The following is a 21,058-nucleotide window of genomic DNA, read 5'->3' as shown; positions in this document are numbered from 1 at the left end:
TTTTCAGCTATAGTATTCAAACCCCTCCTGAAAAAGCAGCCTAAATTTTTAATTTGGTGGAGGTTTTAAACCGCCTTGGTATCGAACTGTGTGCAGATCGTTCAGGTATTCAACACAAAGGACAAATCCCTTGTAGTTTCTACCCTCTGCCTTTCTTGATAAACTTTTGGAGTAAGCAATTGACTCTACCTCAACGTCTGAAATCTTTAGATGTATTTCGCGGGATTGCGATCGCCTCAATGATTCTAGTCAATAATCCTGGCAGTTGGGATTATATCTATCCGCCGCTGGATCACGCCGAGTGGAACGGTTGTACACCCACAGATTTAATATTTCCGTTCTTTTTATTCATTGTCGGTGCAGCGATGCCTTTTTCCCTAGCCAAATATACTAAAGAAAATCGTCCTACGAGGGCGGTTTACTGGCGAATTGGGCGGAGGGCTTTAATTTTATTTGGCTTGGGGTTATTTTTGGCGTTATTTTCCCTAACTCTCGATTTCTGGCTGAATGGTGCGCCAGTTTCTAAGTTTGCCACGATTCGGATTATGGGGGTATTGCAACGAATTAGCCTAGCTTATCTAATTAGCGCGATCGCTGTTCTCAACTTTGAGCGTCGTGCTTTATGGATATTAGCGGCAATTTTGCTTGTTGGCTACTGGTTAGCAATGCAATTCATTCCTGTTCCTGGTTATGGTGCTGGTAACTTGACACCCGAAGGTAATTTGGTAGGCTACATCGATCGCTTAATTTTAGGACAGCAACACCTATTAGGGGGGAAAGGATTCGATCCAGAGGGTTTATTGAGTACCTTACCTGCTGTGGTTACCGTGATTGCAGGTTATTTTACTGGGGAATGGCTGCGTTCCCAACCTCGCCAAAGCCGTACCAGCATCAGTTTAGCGATTGTCGGCATCAGTTGCGTATTAGTCGGGCATTTGTGGGGGTTTGTCTTCCCCATCAACAAACAATTGTGGACAAGTTCTTATGTCATCTTCACTGCTGGTTTTGCACTGTTATTGCTAGCTGCTTGTTATGAATTAATCGAAGTACGCGGTTTCCAGCGGTTAGGCTTTCCCTTGGAAGTGATGGGATTAAATGCTATCTTCGCTTTTGTTGGTTCTGGCTTCTTGGCCAGAATATTAATTAAAACTCACGTTGGTAGTGGGAGTAATGCACCAACCACATATACTTGGATTTACCAACAATTGTTTAAACCTTGGGCTGGTGCGTTGAATGGTTCCTTGTTATTTGCGATCGCCACCGTATGTTTTTGGTGGCTGATGCTTTATTTAATGTATAGCCGTAATTGGTATTTTAAAATTTGACACTCCCCTACCTAAAGGTGAGGGGATTCTACATTCATAGAAAAGCCGTTAGACAGCAGGCTTGCGCCAACCGCCCAAGAGGGCAAATCTCCTGTAGCGTAAGTTTCCGTGTGCCCCACGGTACTGAGTCCTAGTCTCAAAATGTTGATAGCTGCGTTGATATCTCTATCTTCCACGTACCCGCAATGAGGGCAAACATGGGTTCTGGTAGACAGAGACTTTTTCACCTTCTGTCCACACTTAGAACAATTTTGGCTTGTATTGTAGGGAGGAACTGCAACCGTCACCTTTCCATATTTATGACCAAAATATTCTAACCATTGCCTGAAAGTGTACCAACCAGCATCACTAATGGATTTAGCTAGATGTCGATTACGTACCAAACCCTTCACATTCAAATCTTCATAGGCTACCAAATCGTTAGATTGGATGACGGAGTACGCTAATCTCTTGCAGTACTCTTTTCGTTGCCTACTTACTTTTAAATGCTTCCTTTGATATCTATTTCTAGCTTTGTGGTAATTGTTGGATTGCCTGAGAAGAGCTTTTTTCTTCTGAGATCTGAACTTTTTGGATTTCTTGCGGTTAGCTCGTATAAGATGTTTTTCTGATTTACGGTAAAACTGGGGTGATGGTTCCACATTGCCTTTGTTGTCAGCAATGAAGTACTTCAAGCCCAAGTCAATACCTACAACCTGATTAGTAGGTTGACTTTCTACTTTGACATCAACATCAATTGCAAATTGAGCGTAGTAACCATCGGCACGACGTACTAAACGCACACGCTTAAAAAGCTTGATATCATAGTAATTAAGGTCGTAGGTTCCCTTTAATTTGAGAGTTCCAATACCTTTTTTATCTGAGAAAGTTATGGCTTTACGAGTAAGAGATAGTTTCCACCCAGTGGATTTATATTCCACAGAACGGCAGTTTTTCTTAAACTTTGGAAAACCCTTCTTGCCCTTAACTTTTTTCTTGCAGTTGTCGTAAAACCGAGCTATTGCACTCCAAGAACGCTCAGCAGCAGATTGCCTAGCCATTGAGTTGAGTTCATCGGCAAAGGGGAATAGATTCGCTAATACGGCGCAATATTTATTCAAAGCATACTTATCTACTTTTGAATCCTTGCTATCCATCCAGTAGCGCAAGCACTTATTTTGAATGAATTGTGACGCCCGAATAGCCTCATCAATAGCGCGATATTGCTTTTCTTTTCCCTTAACTTTGAACTCGTAAACAATCATGCCTCGACCTCAAATTACCATGATTTTATAATACCACAAAAGACATAAGTTAACCAAATATAATATAAACCATAAAACCACTCAAAGTAAACTTTTAACGCGGATTTCATCCCTTGTTTAAAGCACGAAAGACGTAACTATGTTGCTGTTTATCAAGATTTTTTAACCAGCTTTTTTATAATATATTTAAACCGTTTTCATCTGAGAAAATCCGGTTCACATCATTTATTTTTACAGGGCAATCTTTGGGGTAATTAAGAAGTTTGTTTTGGCGGATTTAAACGCCACATCCTTTCTAAATGGGCAATTCTCCGGCTAATAATTCTATCTTTACACTTGCGATAACCAGTAATGGTGAGCAGTACAATCATCGGTAGTAAAATTATGATACTTCCGGTCAGCGGATTCGTTGCCAGATCGTTTTGTTTGCTTGGATGAACTTGAGCTTGCACAGCTATTGGTAAATACATCATTTTTAGAAATCTCACATTTTTTTAATTCCTAGAATATATACAGCTCTCACACAGTTAATTATGCAAATAAAGTGTAAAAACCTGAGATTATTCAGTAAAACAAGGTTTTCAGTCAAAAAACCAGATTCTGCTGGGGAGAATTTGCGATCGCGGTGACGTAATTCATAGTTGCTTGTCATCGATGGTTGTCATCGGTGGGGAACCCTGGGCTTTGACAGGAATCTCAATCACAAACTTTGTGCCTTGTCCCAGTGTGGAGGTACACCAAAGATTACCACCATGCTTCTGAGTGACAATTTGATAGCTCATAAACAAACCCAAGCCAGTACCTTTGCCAACGGGCTTGGTGGTGAAGAAAGGATCAAATAGTTTAGCGCAAATTTCTTCGGGAATACCGATTCCATTGTCAGAAATCATAATCGTCACTTGGTTTGTATCAATTTGACGAGTCTGAATCCAGATGGTATTGAGGTTGGCTGAAATGTCTGTTAACGATCGCTCCCGATTAGATTCTTCTAATGCATCAACAGCATTGCTCAAAAGATTCATGAACACTTGATTCAGGGAGCCAGCATCACATTCAATCAGTGGTAACTGATCATATTCTTTAATCACCTGAATCTGGGGGCGATCGCCTGTCGCTTGCAATCGATGTTGTAAAATCACCAAGGTACTATCAATCCCTTGATGAATGTCCACCGCTTTCCATTCTGCTTCATCCAAGCGCGAGAAGTTCCGTAGCGATAACACAATAGTCCGGATGCGTTCGGTACCGATTGTCATGGACTGAAGAATCTTAGTCAGATCCAACTGTAAAAAGTCCAGTTCCAGTTTATCCAATTCTGCGTGTAGAGCTTGAGGTGGATTTGGATAGTACTGCTGGTAAGCTTGCAATGCTTTCAGTAGACCTTGGATATACTCAGAAAGATAAATTAAGTTGCCATGAATGAAATTCACTGGGTTATTGATTTCATGGGCAACCCCTGCTACCATTTGTCCCAATGCAGACATTTTTTCACTATGAAGCATCTGTAATTGAGTCTGTTTGAGAGTTTGTAAGGTTTGCATCAGAGTCGTATTGTTTTCATTCAATTGTTCTGTTCTCTGCTGAACTCGAACTTCCAGAGTTTCATTGGTGCTGGCTAATTCGGCAAAAGCTAAACGCAGCTTGGTTTGGGCTTGTGTTCGTTCGGCAATTGTCGCTGTTAGCACCAGAATAGTGAGTGTAATTACGGCAATAAACAATTGCAGTTGGATCAAAGATTGGTTGAGATTCTCACTCACAAAACCACCTTTGCCATTGACAGTTGCGATCGCCGCGATCGCCGCTACAATAAAATTTAACAGCGTTGCACCTGGTTGCCCCAGTCGAAAAGCAGACCAGATCAACATCGGAATTAACATATACTCCAGGTGATATCCTTCACCAAAAGCAACTTTACTGATGAAAATAACCAACGCCATCAGGATAACTGGCTCGACTACGATTACCCAGAATTTTAAACGCTGTAAAAAAACTCTTGAGTGTCGAAGATGAGAGAAATTTTCAGCATCCTCTGAGGCTGAACTCAGGAATAACCATTGCCAGATTGAATGTCGGTTTTTTTGCATGAATTGTCCCCAACTCAGCAGAATCGGGGTCACGATAAAAATTCCCGAAACATTAGAAATCCACCAAGTTAACCAAACTGTTCCATAGGCTGTCCAGGGAAGTTTACCACTCAACGCCAAGCAAGCCACTCCCACAGTTGCATTGATGATTGGCCCCACCATGCCGGTGAAAATCAAAAATTTGAACACGTCGGTGACACTTCCTAAGGAATAGCGCAGGTTGGTAGTTTTCCGCAGCAGGAGGGCACCCAACATCGTCCCCAGAGTTGTGCCGATCGCAATTCCCAAAACTGGTAGCGTTGAAATCACCAAAGATAACAAACTTGTTGGATCTCGGAACGCCCAAAAGTTGGCGAAAAATGAACCCAGCAAAACACCATACCCGATCCAGTTACCAAACAACACAACAGCCCCAACAGCAATGCCATCCGGCGGCCAAACTGGAGTCACATCCTGAGGTGTGGAGGCCAGATGACGTGAAATTTCCGCCATTTCATAGTAAGCGATCGCCAAAACAATAATGCCTCCGATTTGCCTTAGCGCATCAGGGAATAGACGATATTTTTGTTGCTCCATACGTTTAGTTGCTGCTTGATATCAACGTTGCTTTCTCAACATAGAATTCCCTTTTCCCTTAAGGTCGGAACATCAAGCAGCCATGAAAGTAGTTTATTGCATTGGGCATGGGGCATTGGGCATTGGTTATTTCTCAAGAGCTTCTTTGTCCTCCTTGTCCTCCTTGTCCCTCTAACCCCTATGGAGACGCAGCTGGGCTAGGTGAGGGAACTCGGCTAACTACAGGCGGTGTGGGCGTAGGTACAACTTTTTTGATAACTGCGATCGCAAATCCTCTTTGCTGGGGTTGCTGCTTCCCAGATTTATCGCTGACATACAGTGCAATTTGCGGGGGAAATTCGGAAATTACTGGTAGCCGCAACGAACCCACAGGTTGCAGATCGTTACCATATGGTAGCAGCTTCACCTGAATATCTTCTCCCTCAACTTTCCACTCTAAAACAGCAGTCGCTCCTTCTTTGAGTGACTGATTTGGTTGCTCACTACCATTGATTTTAAAATAAACAATCTTAAATGGTTTCGGTAAAACTGCAATTTTACTTTCAGTTTTTTTCGCGCTAATTCTTTCACTACCATTATTGGGTAAAGCTTTTAACTCAAACGCATACTTCCCGGCTTTTAATGGTCGGATGGGTATGTTTGTACATTGCAATTGGCGATTTACTTCTTGACAAGAATTTTTGAGTTTCGGGTTGTCAATCCCACCTTGATTGAATTTATAAATCTCTGGATCGCCCGTTGCTGTGCCATCTTCTTTAGTCCCCGTAATTTGCGTTTCTTTTAGCAATAAAGGGTTAGTCACTGTCCAATTTACGAGAATATTTTCTCCAGATTGGTATTGTGGTTTATTGATTTTAAAATCCACAATTTCTGCTATGGGCTTTTCATTGATTACTACTTGAATTGCTGGGGTGTCTGCTTTAGCTGTTTGGGAAACCAAAGCATTGCCTTTCCGATATAAGCCTATTAACTTAAAGGTGTAATTTCCTTTGCTGTTAATGCCAGTTGTAATATTGTTGCAAATCAAATCTATTTTTTGTTGTACTATACACTTGTTCTTGCCTAATTTATCATCAGGAATCCCATTTCGGAAATCATAGATAATTGGTTCAATTCGTTGTGTCCCGGAAACTTCGATAATCAACTGTTCCAACTTTTTATAGTTACGAATATCCCATTTTAAAGCTACCTCATCCTCTCCTTCGGTAAGTTGAGGGCTATTGGCACTAAAATTTTCTATCTTCAACTGCGGGGGGTTTAAGATTCGCCAAATAATCAATCCTATCCCACCTAATAATCCTAAAATAAGTAAAATTAATAATATCAATTGCCACCAAGGGCGGGGTTTCCAAAGTAAAGTTCCCTGTGGTAATGTGTCATGTACCGGTAAATTTTGTTTGTCTTGGATATTGACTTGAAAGTTGATAATTTGTCCTGAACCAAACCAATGTCTACGCCACCAAGGTTTGGGTTTTATTGTCAGATTACTCTCAGCACTTTTGCTGGGCAATAATCTTAACTCAGCCGGCTCAAATTTGTAGGTAAAGAGTTTTTCTTCATCCCGACTTTCCACCCCAAATGTCAGTTCCCGCACAATATTACCCCGATTCATCAAGGATAATTCATATTTGCCTGGACGACGGCTAACTTGTCCTAAAATAGTATGCAGTTCTATATTTAAGTCATAATTTGGGCGAATTTGGAAATATACCAAATCTAACAGCACTAAATCGGGGAATTTTTCCGAAAATAACCGCAGTGTGGGAGAATAGCTTCCCGCTAAAGTATCGGCTGGAGGATGAAATGATAACGAGATTTTTCCCGAAGTACTAGGATGCAATGCTAAGGCATGATTATCTGATAATAAGCCTGTACCTTCTACTCCAGTTGGCGGATAAGTAATTGTCAACCAATCATCGTCTAAATCAACACAAGCTAAGCGGAATCTATCTACATATTGAGAGCGATTTTCTACTGTTACCTCTAATAGCAAAGGTTCATGAGGTTTGCAAATTAGCGGCTTATTAGTGTTGCTACTAGGTTTGAGGGAAAAAGTTGAGTCATTCGCGCCAATGGCGGTGTGTTCTCTAGCAACCACCTTCAGTTGGCGCGGGAAGTTGATCGGCGTATCTTGGGGATAATGCTGGGGTGCGTCTACAACTAAGGTATAGTCGTAAGTTCCTGGGTAAGCATCAACGGGAATTTCAAAGGTAAATTTTATTTCATCGCTACTTTGTGCCGGCGCGATCGCACAACTGGCTCTAGGATTACCAGATAACCCAGCAACGTTTTGAAATTGTTCATCAAAATTTAAATATAATTCAATGATGGCATCGCGATCGCCTATATTAGTAACAACAGCATGAAGTTCAATTGTCTCTCCTGGCATAGCATCTTGAATACCAGGTGGGCTAATAAATACTTCCAGGGGTCTGGGTTTAGCTTGCATGTTACCAACTCCCTCATTTAATCGGGTGTGAATGTAGTTGTACCTGAAAATCTTCACTTCCACTCAATAGCACCTTAAAGTTTATTATCTAACGGCAATCCATACCAGTCGCTTTCAGTCGCGATCGCTAGGGGCGCTGTCTTTGTACAGCAATGGCTCCCCAAATCGGCTGTTGAGCAACCTCAATCACTTACGGTTCAGATTTTACAGGCAAAATTAGATAAAATTATACAAGCATAGAAATTAAGAGATCATAAACAAAATCAGAAAATGTAATAAATATTACTTATAATCTTGGTTTTGCTTGGTACAGATCCCCGACTTCTCCCAGAAGTCGGGGATCTTGGTTTTTAAATCAGGCGATCGCATTTAAATTAGTATTATTCTTTCTAGTGACAATTTTGACAGAAAATTTTTGCCAAAATCAAACACAAGTCCTATATCCTATATGAGGTAATTCTGAAAAATCAGGTTGAAAAAACTACAGTAGTTACAAAAGTTTACTAGATTATCAGAAGATTATGAGAACTTTATTACAAGTTGAAGCTGCTAATGACCGTCGCTCACGCTCAAGAGAAAGAATTCGAGAATACGAAGATGTTTTAGTTGTCGGTCAACCATTGCAAGTCTCCTTACAAAATCTCGCCCCTGCTAATAGTAAATTTGTCAGTTTAGAAATTCAGGGAGAAATTGAGGTTTCATCTCCCGCACAGCCTGTTATAGCCATCAACACTCAGCTTCCTCTAGAACAAATTCCCGAAATTACTCTTTTAGCGAGAACTTTTAGCGATCGCGTAGACGACCGTTCTCTACAAATAACCTTTGAAGATGACACAGGTCGTCAGCTAAGTCAAGTTCATCTCCAACTAACTTGTCTGCGGATTTGTCTAGATGTGGATGCAGACCGAGACGGCACTATTGAAGAGAATAATCCGCATAAAAGAGATTGGCAATGGGGAATTAATGGTCATGGTGCAATCTTATTAGTCAACAGCGATCGCGACCTTGTGGATGCTGATGGTGAAGATGATGGGCAAGAAAATTATATTAGAGGAATGCTGGATCTCAAAGATTTCAGCTTTATGATCGTGCGTAAAGTTGGTTTCAGAAATTTACCTGCTGGATACGAACTTTACTTGTCAGTCAACCGAGAAACAGCCAAACGCATTCGCATTTATGACGAATTAGATAGATATGGCTATGAGTTAATTGGGCCAGGAATCACCAAAGCCAAAATTAGAGATACCGACCGCGATATTATCTTAGCTATTGAAGCATTAAGTTATCCCGATGTTGATTTTGATGGCATAGTTGAGATTAGTTTAAATCTCGCCAAAGACGGCGAAACAGTCTACAGCGATCGCGTAGTATTTCGAGTCGCACCTTGGATCATGACTCCTAATACTTTATCGCCAATAACTGTGTATGTTTCCCGTTTATCTGATGGATTTAACGCCGAATTTATTGAGGAACTCAGAAAAGTTGTTGGTCTAGCTAACGCCCAACTAGATATTGTTCCTTATGAGTTTCATCAAGATGATCCTTGGATGCAAGACGAAATTGAAATTGGTTACACTCAAGCACCAGGACACCTGATGCATGTTGTGTTTGATTCGCCACGCGATCGCGGATTAATTGATTTTCCCAAACGCCAACTTTTAGGAATTGACTTTGGTTATGTAACTCGCAAAAGTCGCTATGAAGTCACAAAATTAGACTCTTTTGGGAATTTAGAAGTTTCTCCACCAGTCACAGTCAAAGGCGTTCATTATCCCTTCGGTCGCCTGATATTTGGCGGAACTCGCAAAGAAATTATTAAAAAGCCGCGACGGATGTTGAAAGTCTTGCGAGATTTTCTCTACGGTCAAAAAATTCAAGCTCCATTGGAAATTTTTTCCGACTGGCTAAGTGTCGGGCACATTGATGAATTTATGACCTTTGTCCCTGCGCCTACCCCTAAAGGATTCAAGCTACTTTTAGCAAGTCCTGACAAGTGTTATGAAGTTCTCAAACGCTTAAGAAATGAAGGACATTCTCAGGTATTATTGCGGCAAGGAAAACAACTTTTTAACAAGCCTGCTGATATTAGTGTGGCAGAAATTCTCGACAATGAAAAATTAACTAGTCATAACCAGCGCTTTCAAGAATACATAAATTGGAATCGCGAGATTTTGAAACAGGAATTAGAATTAGGCGAAGAAGATATTATAGACATTCCGGGTTTGTTTGAACACGATGGCTATGGACGAGCAGAAACTTTTTTCCCCAACATGGTGAATATGATCGTTCTCCAGCAACATCTGGGTATCCCCAAACCATTTGGCCCCAAAGTTAATAATCAATGTCAATTTGAAGCTTATGTCAAAGGGATTTTAGAACCTTTAGGTTTAGTTTGCCATTTTATCGATGATTGGGACCCTTATTTTCGCGCCCGTGGAGAAATTCATTGTGGTACAAATACACGCCGACAACCTTTTGCGCAAAAATGGTGGGAAATTGAGCCGATAGAATCTTAATTGCCAAAACAAGCGATCGCACACACTTCTACAATAGTTGGAATATTGTGAGCGATCGCTCAAAACGCCTTAATTTACTCAAGCTACGCTACAGCAAAACCCGTATGTTGCCGTATTTTAGGATGACGAAAACCAAGAACTATATCTTCTTTCGGAATTCCAGCTTCTAGCAAATCAGTTGCTACACCTTCTTGGGTGTCATCCCATTGAATCCAAATTTTTTCACCAATTAAACTTAAATGGATGGGTGTGGTATGGAGATATTTATCGCCACTCCAACCTATATCTAAAACTAAGTATTGCCCACGCTCATCATCAAATAACACTTGAGAAATATAACCATCACCTAGCGCAGTTCGATAATCGGCATGATTCTGGAGTAAGCTCTTAATAATGTTTTGGTATTGTAATCGGGTATCCATTGCACGATTGCCTCACTTTCATCATCAAAGACAATTAGCTTGATAATTTGGTTTTTGAGTAACACTTGTCCCAATTCTATGGTAAAAACGCTGTTAAACGTTGCTTGAGAAACGGCAAGATAAAGGTGGCGTTCGCTCCCCATTTCGTTAAGTATTTGGCGATACAGGACATACTGACCTAATGCTTGCTCCAAATCTTTTACGTCAGACTGTCCCACAAAACTTTTCACTTCTACAACAATTCTTTGGGTTCCTTTTTCAGCACTGATGAGACGTTCCGCACCCAAATCAGCAGATAAACGCTTTTTACCGATTTGCAATGGAAAGGGATCGTGGGTAATTATCCAGCCATCTTTCTGCAAAGCAAATTTCACAGTGTCATGGTAAATATCTCTTGCTGGCACATCAAAGTATAAATGAGAATTGCAAAGGGATTCATCTATTGTGACTGTTTTTGACACCGATGAGCGATCGCTCTTAGTTTTAACCCCAAACAATCACTCCGCAGATATCACTTGCGCGTTCCACCAGCCATCTCATGCTCATCACTATTTTGAGTCAGCATCTTAATTTGCGAGTCGCAAAAGTTAGTTTACGAGTTGCAAAAGTTGATTTTACAAGTCGCAAAAGTTAGTTTACGAGTTGCAAAAGTTGATTTTACGAGTTGCAAAAGTTAGTTTACGAGTCGCAAAAGTTAGTTTACGAGTCGCAAAAGTTAGTTTACAAGTTGCAAAAGTTGATTTTACGAGTCGCAAAAGTTAGTTTACGAGTCGCAAAAGTTAGTTTACAAGTTGCAAAAGTTGATTTTACGAGTCGCAAAAGTTGATTGAAAGAGCGATCGCACTGTTAAAATAGCTGGCGGTAAGCAACCTTAAACTTGTGAGTGACATCGGGATTGTCGCAAAGCAAAGGGCGGGGGAACCCCGCCCCTACAGATGCATCTGTAGAATTTCCCAAATACAACGCTGAAAATGTTATTTGCATCTATAAATAGGGAATCTTAAACAGAGAAGATATTTCCTCTATTTGAGGTCTCTATTAATTATGCCAAAGTTTAATATCTTGCAATCAGACGGTAAAAAATTGCAAAAATCTCGTTGGCCTGTATGGTTTCCTTATCCTACTTGTTGGCTAAAATCGTTAATTATATCTGTATTTTTACGATTTATTATATATGTAGCTGAGATAATTGCCAAAACAGGATATCGTCTGGCTGATTTTATCAACAGTATAGAGTTATTTGTTGTATTTTCAATAATAACAATTCTCTCTCCAATTATAATAATTGCATTCACTCATCACTGCTTACATCTGCTTTTTAGTCGTTTTATGCCAGAAATTCAAGCTCCAGAAATAGGGATTACAAAAGGCTTAATCCCAAAATTAATGAGCTGGTGGGAAGGTTTATATGGCTGGCTTGTAATCGTTTTATCTACATTAATATCAATTTTTATTTGCACTTTTTTATTACCATTTTTTCACCTGAGTTACCTAAAAGCAGTTGAAGATTATACAGACTATGAACAGAACATAATAATTATATTTGGAATTATTTGGCTGATTCAAGGAGCGTTACTATATCAAATTGAATACTTAGTAAGACATTGGTTACTATCTGTATATTCTCAGGATAAATAATGATCGTGAGCTTGGCTAAAAGCAGAGACGCGAAATTTCGCGTCTCTAAAACTAATTTTGTTCAAATGGGCTATGGGTGTAACAATTTTTGGGACAAGTCCGAGCGCAAGCCTGACAACCAATACAATACTCTGGATGAATGATAGACATCACTTTACGCTCGATTTCTTCATTCTCCTCATCTTCCACAAACTCGCCATCTTCGTTCAACGCTCTTAGTATTAACACATTCCGACCACAGGCTTTAAAACATCTACCACAACCAATGCATTTGTCTTGGTTAATTTCTTGAACGAATTGGGGTGTCCAGACTTGACCCCCAAAGGTTAAACCGGTGAGTATTGCCATAGTGTAATTTTCGTGATTGTTAGGGACTAGGGGCTAGGGGCTAATATTTTTACTCAACAATTAACCGTCAACAGTCAACAGTCAACTGTCAACAGTTAACAGTCATCGCTTAAACTAAATACGGTTCCTGGTGAGTGCGAATCGTGCAGTCAGAACGGGGATAAGAAACACAAAGAACAATAAAGCCTTTAGCCATTTGGTCATCATCAAGAAATACCTGCTCAGTTTGATCTACTTGTCCTTCAACTACTCTGGCGACGCAGCTAGAGCAAGAGCCAGATTGACAGGAAAAAGGTAACTCTATATCTTGTTGTTCAGCAGCATCGAGAATTGAGGTATTTTCATCAACAGGGATGGTGATATCGAGCGATCGCTTTTTATTAATTAGTGTTACTTGATAAGTTGTCATTGTCATATCCTCCAAAATAAATAAAGGTTTCGGGTATCAGCTACAAGGTACGCCAGCAGGGCTGCAATTACCTGCTTGAAATGATTTCCCACAGCCACAGGTATCAGTAGCATTGGGATTGCTAAATTTAAATCCGCTTTCCAGCAAGCCATCGACAAAATCCACAACCACGCCTTCTAGTAACGGGGCGCTTTGTGCATCAATGTAGATGCTTAACTTTCCCTGTTGCATGACTATGTCATCTGCTTGCGGAGCGTTGATAACTTTGATGGAATATTGGTAGCCATTGCAACCACCATCTTCTACACCAACACGGATGCCACGTTGAGTAGCATTTTCATCTTTGCTAGAGGCTAAAAGGAAGGTGCGAAGCCGGAATTCCGCTGCTTCTGTTAAGGTTAAAGTCATAAAATATACTTGTTGATGGTTGACTGTTGACTGTTGACTATTGACTAGGGCACGACTCAACTGTAGAGAGGTAGGATAGTGGTGAGAATGAGTACCGCAAACTGGACAATTGCGATCGCGGTAAGAACGACGCTTGGCAAATACCATCTGGTGCAAATCCATTGTCAATAGTTGCGATAACAATGGCTGACTACATCCAGTAATTAACTTGATTGCTTCTAGCGCCGTCAAACAAGCCAAGGTTCCCGAAACCGCACCCAGCACACCAAAGCCGCGCCGATCCCATTCTGGTTTTTCAGGAAATAAGCAAGACAAGCAAGGTGTAACGCCAGGGACAATTGTAGTAAGGTAAGCTTCCATCCCATCCATCGCCGCTTCTACCATCGGCTTACGCCAACGCACACAAGCTGCATTTAATAAATCGCGTTCGGTAAAATTATGGGCACAGTCAAGCGCCACATCAGCTGATTGAACCAAAAAATCTACATTATCTGGCGTAACGTAATCAAAGATGGCTTCAACTTCCACATCTGGGTTGATATCCTCCAGCCGTTCTTTGGCTTTAAACACACGCGGCTTACCTACCCAATCGTCGCTCATGAGAATCTGGCGATTCATGTCATCTAGCCGCAACTCACCGCCTCGAACCAGAATCAGCCGCCCAACACCAGCTACCGCTAGGTAAAGCGCTGCTGTACCGCCCAATCCTCCCACACCTGTAACCAGCACCGTTGCTGACTTGAGTCGCTGCTGTGCTTCTTTGCCAAAACCAGGGAGCATGATTTGGCGGCGGTAACGTTCTAATTCAGTAGGTGAGAGATTTACCACTTTTGATTTCTCCTAGTAAAGCACAGCGTAAATAAAGCAACCTTTCAAATAATGCAAAAGCCTAAAATTTTATTTATTCTTTTGACTTTTGACTTCCGCGTAGCAGTCTAGCTGGTTGCAATTTCTGTCAGCATAACGATATTGTTTGGCTTCTGCTTAAACACCTTGAACAACTTTTGTTGTAGAGGTGTGGAACTGAGGAAAACTTCATAAGCTTGTTTAAGGGCTGTGCAGTATAAATCAAGTTTTTCGGCTTGACTAGCTGCTGAATTATTAGTATCAATCTCGCGAATGTATTGAGAAAATAGCTTCAAAATATGTAGGCGATTAACATGGACGACTTGAGGATCATAAGCAAGTTGAAAAAAGTCAAAATACTCTTCCGCATCTACAATTTGGTTAAACTTTTCAACATCCCATGTCATGATTTTTTCTCCAAACTTTTTAGCTGAGATTTCAATTCATCTAAATGACGGTAGATTTCATAAGTTTCGGCTGCTAACGCTGTCAAATTTTGGTAATCGGTTGGCAATCCTTCAGCTAAATCATGAAGATCCATCTTCATTTGACCAGCCTTACTATTCAGCCGCTTAATTTGTAGTTTTAAATCTTCAATAGCTTTTTGATTCTCACAATCTGTTTCTGCTGCTGGCACCATAATCTTCTCCGTTTATTGCCTTGATATTTCCTACAGCTTGGCAACCTCAGTATATTTCTCAGCTAATTCAATACCCTTTTGTGTTAGTTTATTGCCCTCATCTGCTAACTTTTCTAGGGAATCAAAGCCAAAACGTTGAGCATCGCGTAAGGTTCTTGTAACTAGCAATAGACGACCGGAAAAAACCAGCACCCAGCCAAAACCTTCATGACTCAAATCGATCACCACTTGAGATAATAAACCCGTTTTTTGCTCAATTTGGGCGGCGATCGCGCGATAGAATGACATAATTCTGCCTTTGGTAGCGGGTTCCACATCGCCCTCTACAGAAATTTGGCGTTTAGCTTGCTTGCTGACAATATAAGGTTTGAGAATTAATTCATCCGACCAACTTCTATAAAATCCATAGGAATCTTGGGCGCGAATTTGTCTGACTAATTCTTGGACAAAGGGAGAATTTAAAGCTTCGCTGCTAGTAGTTTGGTTGACAATTTCAGTTGAACTCATACGCCTACTTCCTCTTCTACAAAACTTGATGATTTTTGTTGTAAAGCTTTTCGCAACCAGGGGGGAGGGCTGCCTTTCAAAGTCTTGACTAACTGTTCTAGGAGATCAGTAATTTTGTCATCCTCAGACCTCGCTTTGATTGGTGTAATGCGTTTCTTGATTAACCGAGCCGCCGCACTACCACCAATTGCTGATACATAAACAATGGTGCAATCAGCCAAAGCTTCAATTTTTGGTACTAATTTATCTTCATTGCCATCTTCTTTCAGGTCGCCATCAAATCTCAAAGTATTAAGAAACTGATAACCATCTGGTGAAACTTCATAAACATCAATTTTTTTTGCCCAACCAAAATGAGCATTAATATGAATCTGGTCGCTAGTTGTAAAAGCAATTTTCATAATTCATCCTCCAAACATGAATCAACAGTTAACAGTCAACAGTCAACAGTCAACAGTCAACTAATTTTCTTCTGCCTCAATAAATAAGTTGCCAATATCAAACAAAAGTTCGATAGTTCCTCGGTAGCCGACAGTACAACGCTGTCCATTACCCAAGCGGTCAAAAACAGGGAAACCGAGACGATAGTGAGGAGTATGCAGACGGCGAGCGATCGCTTTACCATGAGAATTAGCGATCGCTAGATCCGAACCTACCGCTAATCGCTCAAAATCTTCCAAATCCCCAATAGTGACGCGTTCTACTGGCAAATTCTCTAACAGCGGCGACTTTGTAGTTGTGACTGCGGCGTGAATTTCCGCACCCATCGATTGCAAAAACCAAGCTGTTGACCACAGCAAATCAGGTTCTAGTGCTAAAGACACCCGCTTACGCCCAAAATAAAAGTGAGTATCAAGCATGGCATCTTGTAACTGGCGGCGTTGGTGACAATATTTTTCTGGGACTGCATTACCGCTAATATCTACCAGTCCTTGCAAAAAGTTATCTACTGCATCTAATCCAGTCAGTTGGGGAAACAGCTCGTAAGGTATATCAAACTGGGTTTGTAAATTTTCTGCTGCACCGCGCATACTCTCGCCTAGTGCTAGGGTAAACACGGAACTACCCATCTGTCGCAGTTCTGGCAAAGTTGTCCCACCACCTGTCACTGCACTATAAGAATCATCTAAGTGACCATCAAGGGAAACAGAAAGGTCGGGTACAACAATGGGTTTTAACCCAAACGCAGAGACAATTTCTTTAATTTCCTGTACATCCCCTGGTGTAAACGCAGAACTTACCAAAATATTGATTTGGTCTAATCTGGTTTCTCCAGGTTGGGGAATTTCCTTAACTATACTTTCAACGGCTGCGGCAAAACCATCTTGCAATGCACCTTTAAAATCAGGCGTAGAAGCAAACACAATCGGCAAATCATATAATTCTGGGTGACGTTTGCGGATATTTCTGAGGATACCTTCCATGTCATCCCCTCTAGTTTCCGTAAGTCCAGTAGTTAACAAACCGATAATTTCCGGCTTTGATTTCTCCACCAGCGTCAGGATTGCTTGCTCGATATTGTCCTCACCACCTAAGATAGTGCTAACTTCCGTCATGGCAGTGGTGGATAGGGGAATCGCTTCCCGAAAATGCCGCACTAACATAACTTTGGCGAAGGCAGTACAACCCTGAGAACCGTGAAACAAAGGCATTACGCCTTTCAATCCTAAAAATGCTAAGGCTGCACCTAAAGGTTGACTTTGCTTCAACGGATTCACCGCAACAGCCTTGGAAGAATTTTGGATTTTAGATTTTGGATTTTGGATTGAAATCGCTTCTTCTGCTTTCTGGTCACTGAGCGTTCGCGTAGCGTCTCGAAGAGAAGTCGAAGTGACCTCCCACAGTGCAGGCTGACGCACCTGCGCCCACACCGGACTATAGAGGGCTTCATCCAGTTCTCGCGCCATTTCCACCATGCCCACATATCCAGCATAGGGATGATGTCGTTCTTGATTAATATCTAAAAATGGGATACGGGCTTTCAGGGCAGTGTATTGATTGCGACCACCAGCAATCAGCATATCCGCTTTTGTCTGGGCAATCACCCGGAGTAATTCTTGGGCGTTGCCTTTTTCCATAGCAATGCCATCTTTTCCTAGTAATTCTTTGATCCTCGCTTTATCTTCTTCAGTACTTTTCTTGGTGCTAGTGGCGACAACTTCCATGCCTAAGTCCTTCGCCGCTGAGATAATAGACCAACTTTTCACACCTCCAGTATAAAGGACAACACGCTTACCTTTAAGGCGATCGCGATATGAAGCCAAAGCAATATCTAGCGCAGTAGTTTCTTCTGTAATTAATTTTTCTACTCGTTCTTGTAAACCTTGGTCGCCTATTTTGGCAGCAATATTCCGCAAACAGCGATTCATGTCATCCACGCCGTAGAAAGATTCTTCAATGTAAGGGACACCATAGCGCTCCTCCATCTTTCTCGCCACGTTGATCAAGGCTTTGGAGCAGATCATCACATTGAGTTTGGCACGGTGAGCATAACGAACTTCATTATACTTAGCATCACCCGTAATTTTAGCTAGAACTCGAATCCCTAATTTTTCAAATAAGGGCAGAACTCCCCACAATTCGCCAGCGATGTTGTATTCACCAATCAAATTGATATCGTAGGGTGTGGTATATTCTGGTTCAGCACTACCAATAACATATTCTAATAAAGCTTCCCCACCGACACGATTACCAAGGTTTTTACTGCCAATAAAGCCAGGGGAATTTACAGGGATAATGGGTATACCTGTTTTCTTGGCAGCAGTTTCACATACTGCATCCAAATCATCGCCAATCAGCGCCGTCACGCAAGTGGAGTAAACAAACACCGCCGCAGGTTGATAGCGTTGCTGTACTTCCAAAATCGCTTTGTACAGCTTCTTTTCCCCACCGAAGATGATATCATTTTCACTTAAATCAGTCGTGAAACCCATTTTGTAGAGATGGGAATCAGAGGAAAGACTACCACGACCACCCCAAGAATTACCAGCACAAGCGATCGGCCCGTGGACTAAATGAGCAGCATCGGTAATCGGGACTAGGGCGATTGATGCACCATCGAAAGCACAACCGCCTTGAGCCGCACCGGGTTGGGCTTGTTGGTGACAAGACTTGTTTTTCTTCTGCCCATGCTTGTGGTGATTGTGTTCGCATCCTGGCTCACTTAGCAGCTCGTTAATTTTGCCTTGGGTGATTTTCATGACTTGATGGGTGATTGGCAATCAAATTTCTTGTTTTTCTTTCTTTGTGTACTACCCTTCGGGAACGACTTCGTCGAACGCGTCTTCGCGGTTCGTTTTCAAGAAGATTTTTTAACGCAGAGGGACGCAAAGGTAAACGCAAAGGTACGCGGAGAATTAGCAAATATATTTCGTGATATCTTCGCCACACTCATCTGAGAGATAAGACAGACTGCGAAAGCGCAATCCGACAAATTCGTCGTAGAGTGGATTTAATTTGCAGAGTGGGGGAATGTGGAAAGTGTGTCCGAAGAGTTTAATGTTCCGTTCAAAAGGGCAACAACAGGGAATAACTTGGCAAATGAGATGGGCGATACGGCGATCGCTTATTTGAATTTGATCCACCCATCGGCGTATTGGGGAGAGAATATCGAAGCGATCGCTTTTAGCGCCCCGCAGGTGTTTGTGGTTGTGGCTGATGGTAGTCATAGTGGGCTGGTATAAGAGACAAGGGGGACAAGGGAGACAAGAAATTTTAGATTTTAGATTTGCGATTTTGGATTTCAATCTAAAATCCAAAATTGTTTCATGCCCTATGCCCATTGACTATCGAATCAAGTCGTAGGAAATATCGGTCTTGGATGGAATAATGGTGTTGCGATCCAACTCATCTAGGAGGGTGTTGACGATCCAGTTGAGGAGGTTGATTGTGCCTTGGTAGCCGTAGGTAGCGTAGCGGTGTAGGTGGTGGCGGTCAAAGATGGGGTAGCCAATCCGCACAAATGGGGTTTTGGTATCGCGCCAGAGATACTTGCCGTAAGAATTGCCGATGAGCAAATCGACAGGTTCTGTGAATAGTAAAGAACGCATATGCCAGAGGTCGCGTCCACCGTGAATTGTCGCACCTTGACCAAAGGGGCTGGAGTCTAATATTGCCCGCAATTCTGTCTCAAAATGTTCGTTGCTGTTGCTGACTAGGATGTGAACTGGTTCTGCACCGACTTCTAATAAGAATTGGGTTAAACCAATTACCAAATCAGGATCGCCATACATGGCCACCCGTTTACCATGCAACCATGCTTGAGAATCAGTCAATGCATCTACTGCCCGTCCCCGTTCATCTTCTAATTCTTGGGGAATCGGTTTGCCAGTTAACGCCGACAGTTTCATCAGGAATTCATCAGTCCCACGAATGCCGACGGGACGGTTCACGTAGGTTTTTTGATGCCATTCGTGTTCGATGTACTCGCGAGTTTTGGTGGTGGCGTATGCTTGGAGTGCGATCGTGGCTTCAGCATTGATGGAATCAGCCGCATCTTCTAGCTTGGTTCCACCTGGATACATATTATATGTACCGTTATTCGGAGAATCCAGGTATTCAGAGTTATCTGCTAATAGGGTATAGTCAATTCCCATCACATTTGCAATCCGCTTGATTTCCCGCAGGTTGCCAATGTAGGTTTCAAATCCAGGAATAAAGTTAATCTTGCCGTTGGTCGTCTCTTTTTTCTTACCTGCCGTCAAATTCGACAGAATCCCCTTCATCATGTTGTCGTAGCCTGTGATATGTGACCCAACAAAGCTAGGGGTATGGGCATAAGGCACAGGAAAGTTTTCAGGAACAGACTCTTCCTCTTTGGCGGTTTTGATAAAGGCTTGTAGGTCATCCCCAATCACCTCTGCCATGCAGGTGGTGCAGACAGCGATCATCTTGGGTTTATACAAGTTGTAGGAAACTGCCAAGCCTTCAATCAGGTTTTTCAAACCGCCGAATACGGCTGCATCTTCCGTCATCGAGGAGGATACGGCAGAAAACGGTTCTTTAAAGTGGCGGGTGAAGTGACTGCGGAAGTAAGCAACGCAACCTTGAGAACCATGCACAAAAGGTAGTGTTCCTTCAAAACCAACGGCAGCTAAAATCGCTCCTAGAGGTTGGCAAGCTTTCGCGGGGTTAACGGTTAACGCTTGACGGGCAAAGTTCTTTTCGCGGTATTCCCAGGTTTTTGTCCACTCAGCCATCTGGGAAACTTGTTCAGATTCATGCCCACATTCAAACTCTTTCTTGGCTTGAAATAGCTCTTGGTATTCCTGTTGCTGGAAGAGTTCGGCGTGATCCTTAATTTTGTTGATGTCGTTTTGTGCCATAATAGTAATTCTTCAAGCTTCTAGAGTAGTTAGTTAAAGGAAGTTTTTCGGCGTTGCTGATGGAAATATGAATTTTTCTCACGCAAAGGCGCAAAGGCGCAAAGGTACAAAGAAAAACAAGGGTTATTTTGGGGTTTCATATTTTGATTGAGCAACGGCAAGTTTTGGATGTTGATTTATGAGTTTTGAGAAGAATTGAATTCACAATTAGGCGTTACATATTTGCCGGATGAATTAATATTTTTGACCTAGGCTAAACTTAGATTCTTTGCGTCTTTGCGCCTTGGCGTGAGACAAAAATCATCCTATTAATCAACAACGC

The 21,058-nt window shown here is 41.8% G+C and carries 19 protein-coding genes and 1 pseudogene; 3 read left to right on the top strand and 17 right to left on the bottom strand.

Features of this window, described 5'->3' with window-relative positions:
• Positions 1-179: 179 nt before the first annotated feature.
• On the top strand, positions 180-1,325 hold the full coding sequence (locus AACU32_RS01470; RefSeq protein ID WP_339377406.1) for an acyltransferase family protein: 1,146 nt from the start codon (positions 180-182) through the stop codon (positions 1,323-1,325).
• A gap of 11 nt (positions 1,326-1,336) precedes the next feature.
• On the opposite strand, the gene AACU32_RS01465 is transcribed toward AACU32_RS01470, so the two are convergent.
• The 4 genes from AACU32_RS01465 to AACU32_RS01450 form a co-directional block, all read right to left on the bottom strand.
• The gene (locus AACU32_RS01465) at positions 1,337-2,569 is read right to left on the bottom strand and encodes an RNA-guided endonuclease InsQ/TnpB family protein (RefSeq protein WP_096597166.1); all 1,233 of its coding nucleotides are present in this window, start codon (positions 2,567-2,569) and stop codon (positions 1,337-1,339) included.
• A 254-nt stretch (positions 2,570-2,823) separates the two neighbouring features.
• A complete protein-coding gene (locus AACU32_RS01460; RefSeq protein WP_339377405.1) occupies positions 2,824-3,042 on the bottom strand; it encodes a hypothetical protein in 219 nt (72 codons plus the stop codon).
• Between the two features lie 162 nt (positions 3,043-3,204).
• The gene (locus tag AACU32_RS01455) at positions 3,205-5,229 is read right to left on the bottom strand and encodes an MASE1 domain-containing protein (RefSeq protein WP_096597162.1); all 2,025 of its coding nucleotides are present in this window, start codon (positions 5,227-5,229) and stop codon (positions 3,205-3,207) included.
• A gap of 178 nt (positions 5,230-5,407) precedes the next feature.
• Positions 5,408-7,678, bottom strand: a complete 2,271-nt coding sequence (locus AACU32_RS01450; RefSeq protein ID WP_096597160.1) for a COG1470 family protein — start codon at positions 7,676-7,678, stop codon at positions 5,408-5,410.
• A gap of 521 nt (positions 7,679-8,199) precedes the next feature.
• Between AACU32_RS01450 and AACU32_RS01445 the strand changes: the two genes are divergently transcribed.
• On the top strand, positions 8,200-10,194 hold the full coding sequence (locus AACU32_RS01445) for a protein-arginine deiminase family protein (RefSeq protein ID WP_096597158.1): 1,995 nt from the start codon (positions 8,200-8,202) through the stop codon (positions 10,192-10,194).
• An 83-nt stretch (positions 10,195-10,277) separates the two neighbouring features.
• Here the strand turns inward: AACU32_RS01445 and AACU32_RS01440 are convergent, their stop codons facing one another.
• Together AACU32_RS01440 and AACU32_RS01435 are read right to left on the bottom strand one after the other, a co-directional pair.
• A complete protein-coding gene (locus AACU32_RS01440; RefSeq protein WP_096597156.1) occupies positions 10,278-10,616 on the bottom strand; it encodes a XisI protein in 339 nt (112 codons plus the stop codon).
• Positions 10,541-11,077: an element excision factor XisH family protein gene (locus AACU32_RS01435; RefSeq protein ID WP_339377404.1), complete on the bottom strand. Its 537-nt coding sequence runs from the start codon at positions 11,075-11,077 to the stop codon at positions 10,541-10,543. Before AACU32_RS01435 ends, AACU32_RS01440 begins: the two co-directional genes overlap by 76 nt.
• Positions 11,078-11,660: 583 nt before the next feature.
• Between AACU32_RS01435 and AACU32_RS01430 the strand changes: the two genes are divergently transcribed.
• On the top strand, positions 11,661-12,254 hold the full coding sequence (locus tag AACU32_RS01430; RefSeq protein WP_096597154.1) for a hypothetical protein: 594 nt from the start codon (positions 11,661-11,663) through the stop codon (positions 12,252-12,254).
• A 51-nt stretch (positions 12,255-12,305) separates the two neighbouring features.
• Here the strand turns inward: AACU32_RS01430 and fdxB are convergent, their stop codons facing one another.
• The 11 genes and pseudogenes from fdxB to nifK all read right to left on the bottom strand — a co-directional run bounded on the left by fdxB (position 12,306) and on the right by nifK (position 20,736).
• Positions 12,306-12,602: a ferredoxin III, nif-specific gene (gene fdxB, locus AACU32_RS01425; protein ID WP_096597152.1), complete on the bottom strand. Its 297-nt coding sequence runs from the start codon at positions 12,600-12,602 to the stop codon at positions 12,306-12,308.
• Between the two features lie 109 nt (positions 12,603-12,711).
• A complete protein-coding gene (locus tag AACU32_RS01420; protein ID WP_096597150.1) occupies positions 12,712-13,011 on the bottom strand; it encodes a 2Fe-2S iron-sulfur cluster-binding protein in 300 nt (99 codons plus the stop codon).
• Between the two features lie 36 nt (positions 13,012-13,047).
• Entirely contained in the window at positions 13,048-13,419 is a 372-nt protein-coding gene (locus AACU32_RS01415) for an iron-sulfur cluster assembly accessory protein (RefSeq protein ID WP_339378666.1), read from the bottom strand.
• A 93-nt stretch (positions 13,420-13,512) separates the two neighbouring features.
• Positions 13,513-14,247, bottom strand: a pseudogene (locus tag AACU32_RS01410) (HesA/MoeB/ThiF family protein); the annotation flags it as partial.
• A 107-nt stretch (positions 14,248-14,354) separates the two neighbouring features.
• On the bottom strand, positions 14,355-14,672 hold the full coding sequence (gene nifW / locus AACU32_RS01405; protein ID WP_096597148.1) for a nitrogenase-stabilizing/protective protein NifW: 318 nt from the start codon (positions 14,670-14,672) through the stop codon (positions 14,355-14,357).
• Entirely contained in the window at positions 14,669-14,905 is a 237-nt protein-coding gene (locus tag AACU32_RS01400; RefSeq protein ID WP_096597146.1) for a CCE_0567 family metalloprotein, read from the bottom strand. Before AACU32_RS01400 ends, nifW begins: the two co-directional genes overlap by 4 nt.
• 30 nt (positions 14,906-14,935) lie before the next feature.
• Complete coding sequence (locus AACU32_RS01395; protein WP_096597144.1) at positions 14,936-15,412, bottom strand: NifX-associated nitrogen fixation protein; 477 nt, start codon at positions 15,410-15,412, stop codon at positions 14,936-14,938.
• The gene (nifX, locus tag AACU32_RS01390) at positions 15,409-15,813 is read right to left on the bottom strand and encodes a nitrogen fixation protein NifX (RefSeq protein ID WP_096597142.1); all 405 of its coding nucleotides are present in this window, start codon (positions 15,811-15,813) and stop codon (positions 15,409-15,411) included. Before nifX ends, AACU32_RS01395 begins: the two co-directional genes overlap by 4 nt.
• Positions 15,814-15,873: 60 nt before the next feature.
• Positions 15,874-18,612, bottom strand: a complete 2,739-nt coding sequence (locus AACU32_RS01385; RefSeq protein WP_096597140.1) for a bifunctional nitrogenase iron-molybdenum cofactor biosynthesis protein NifEN — start codon at positions 18,610-18,612, stop codon at positions 15,874-15,876.
• Positions 18,613-18,768: 156 nt separating this feature from the next.
• On the bottom strand, positions 18,769-19,080 hold the full coding sequence (locus tag AACU32_RS01380) for a Mo-dependent nitrogenase C-terminal domain-containing protein (RefSeq protein WP_096607813.1): 312 nt from the start codon (positions 19,078-19,080) through the stop codon (positions 18,769-18,771).
• A 117-nt stretch (positions 19,081-19,197) separates the two neighbouring features.
• Positions 19,198-20,736 (bottom strand): nitrogenase molybdenum-iron protein subunit beta, encoded by a 1,539-nt coding sequence (gene nifK / locus AACU32_RS01375; protein ID WP_096597138.1) that lies wholly within the window; start codon positions 20,734-20,736, stop codon positions 19,198-19,200.
• Between the last annotated feature and the right edge of the window lie 322 nt (positions 20,737-21,058).

Origin of the sequence: Calothrix sp. NIES-2100 (assembly GCF_963875285.1) — a bacterium.
Taxonomy (GTDB): Bacteria; Cyanobacteriota; Cyanobacteriia; order Cyanobacteriales; family Nostocaceae; genus Aulosira.
The sequence above is the reverse complement of the archived record's forward strand: the minus strand, read 5'-3'. Positions and strand labels throughout refer to the sequence as shown.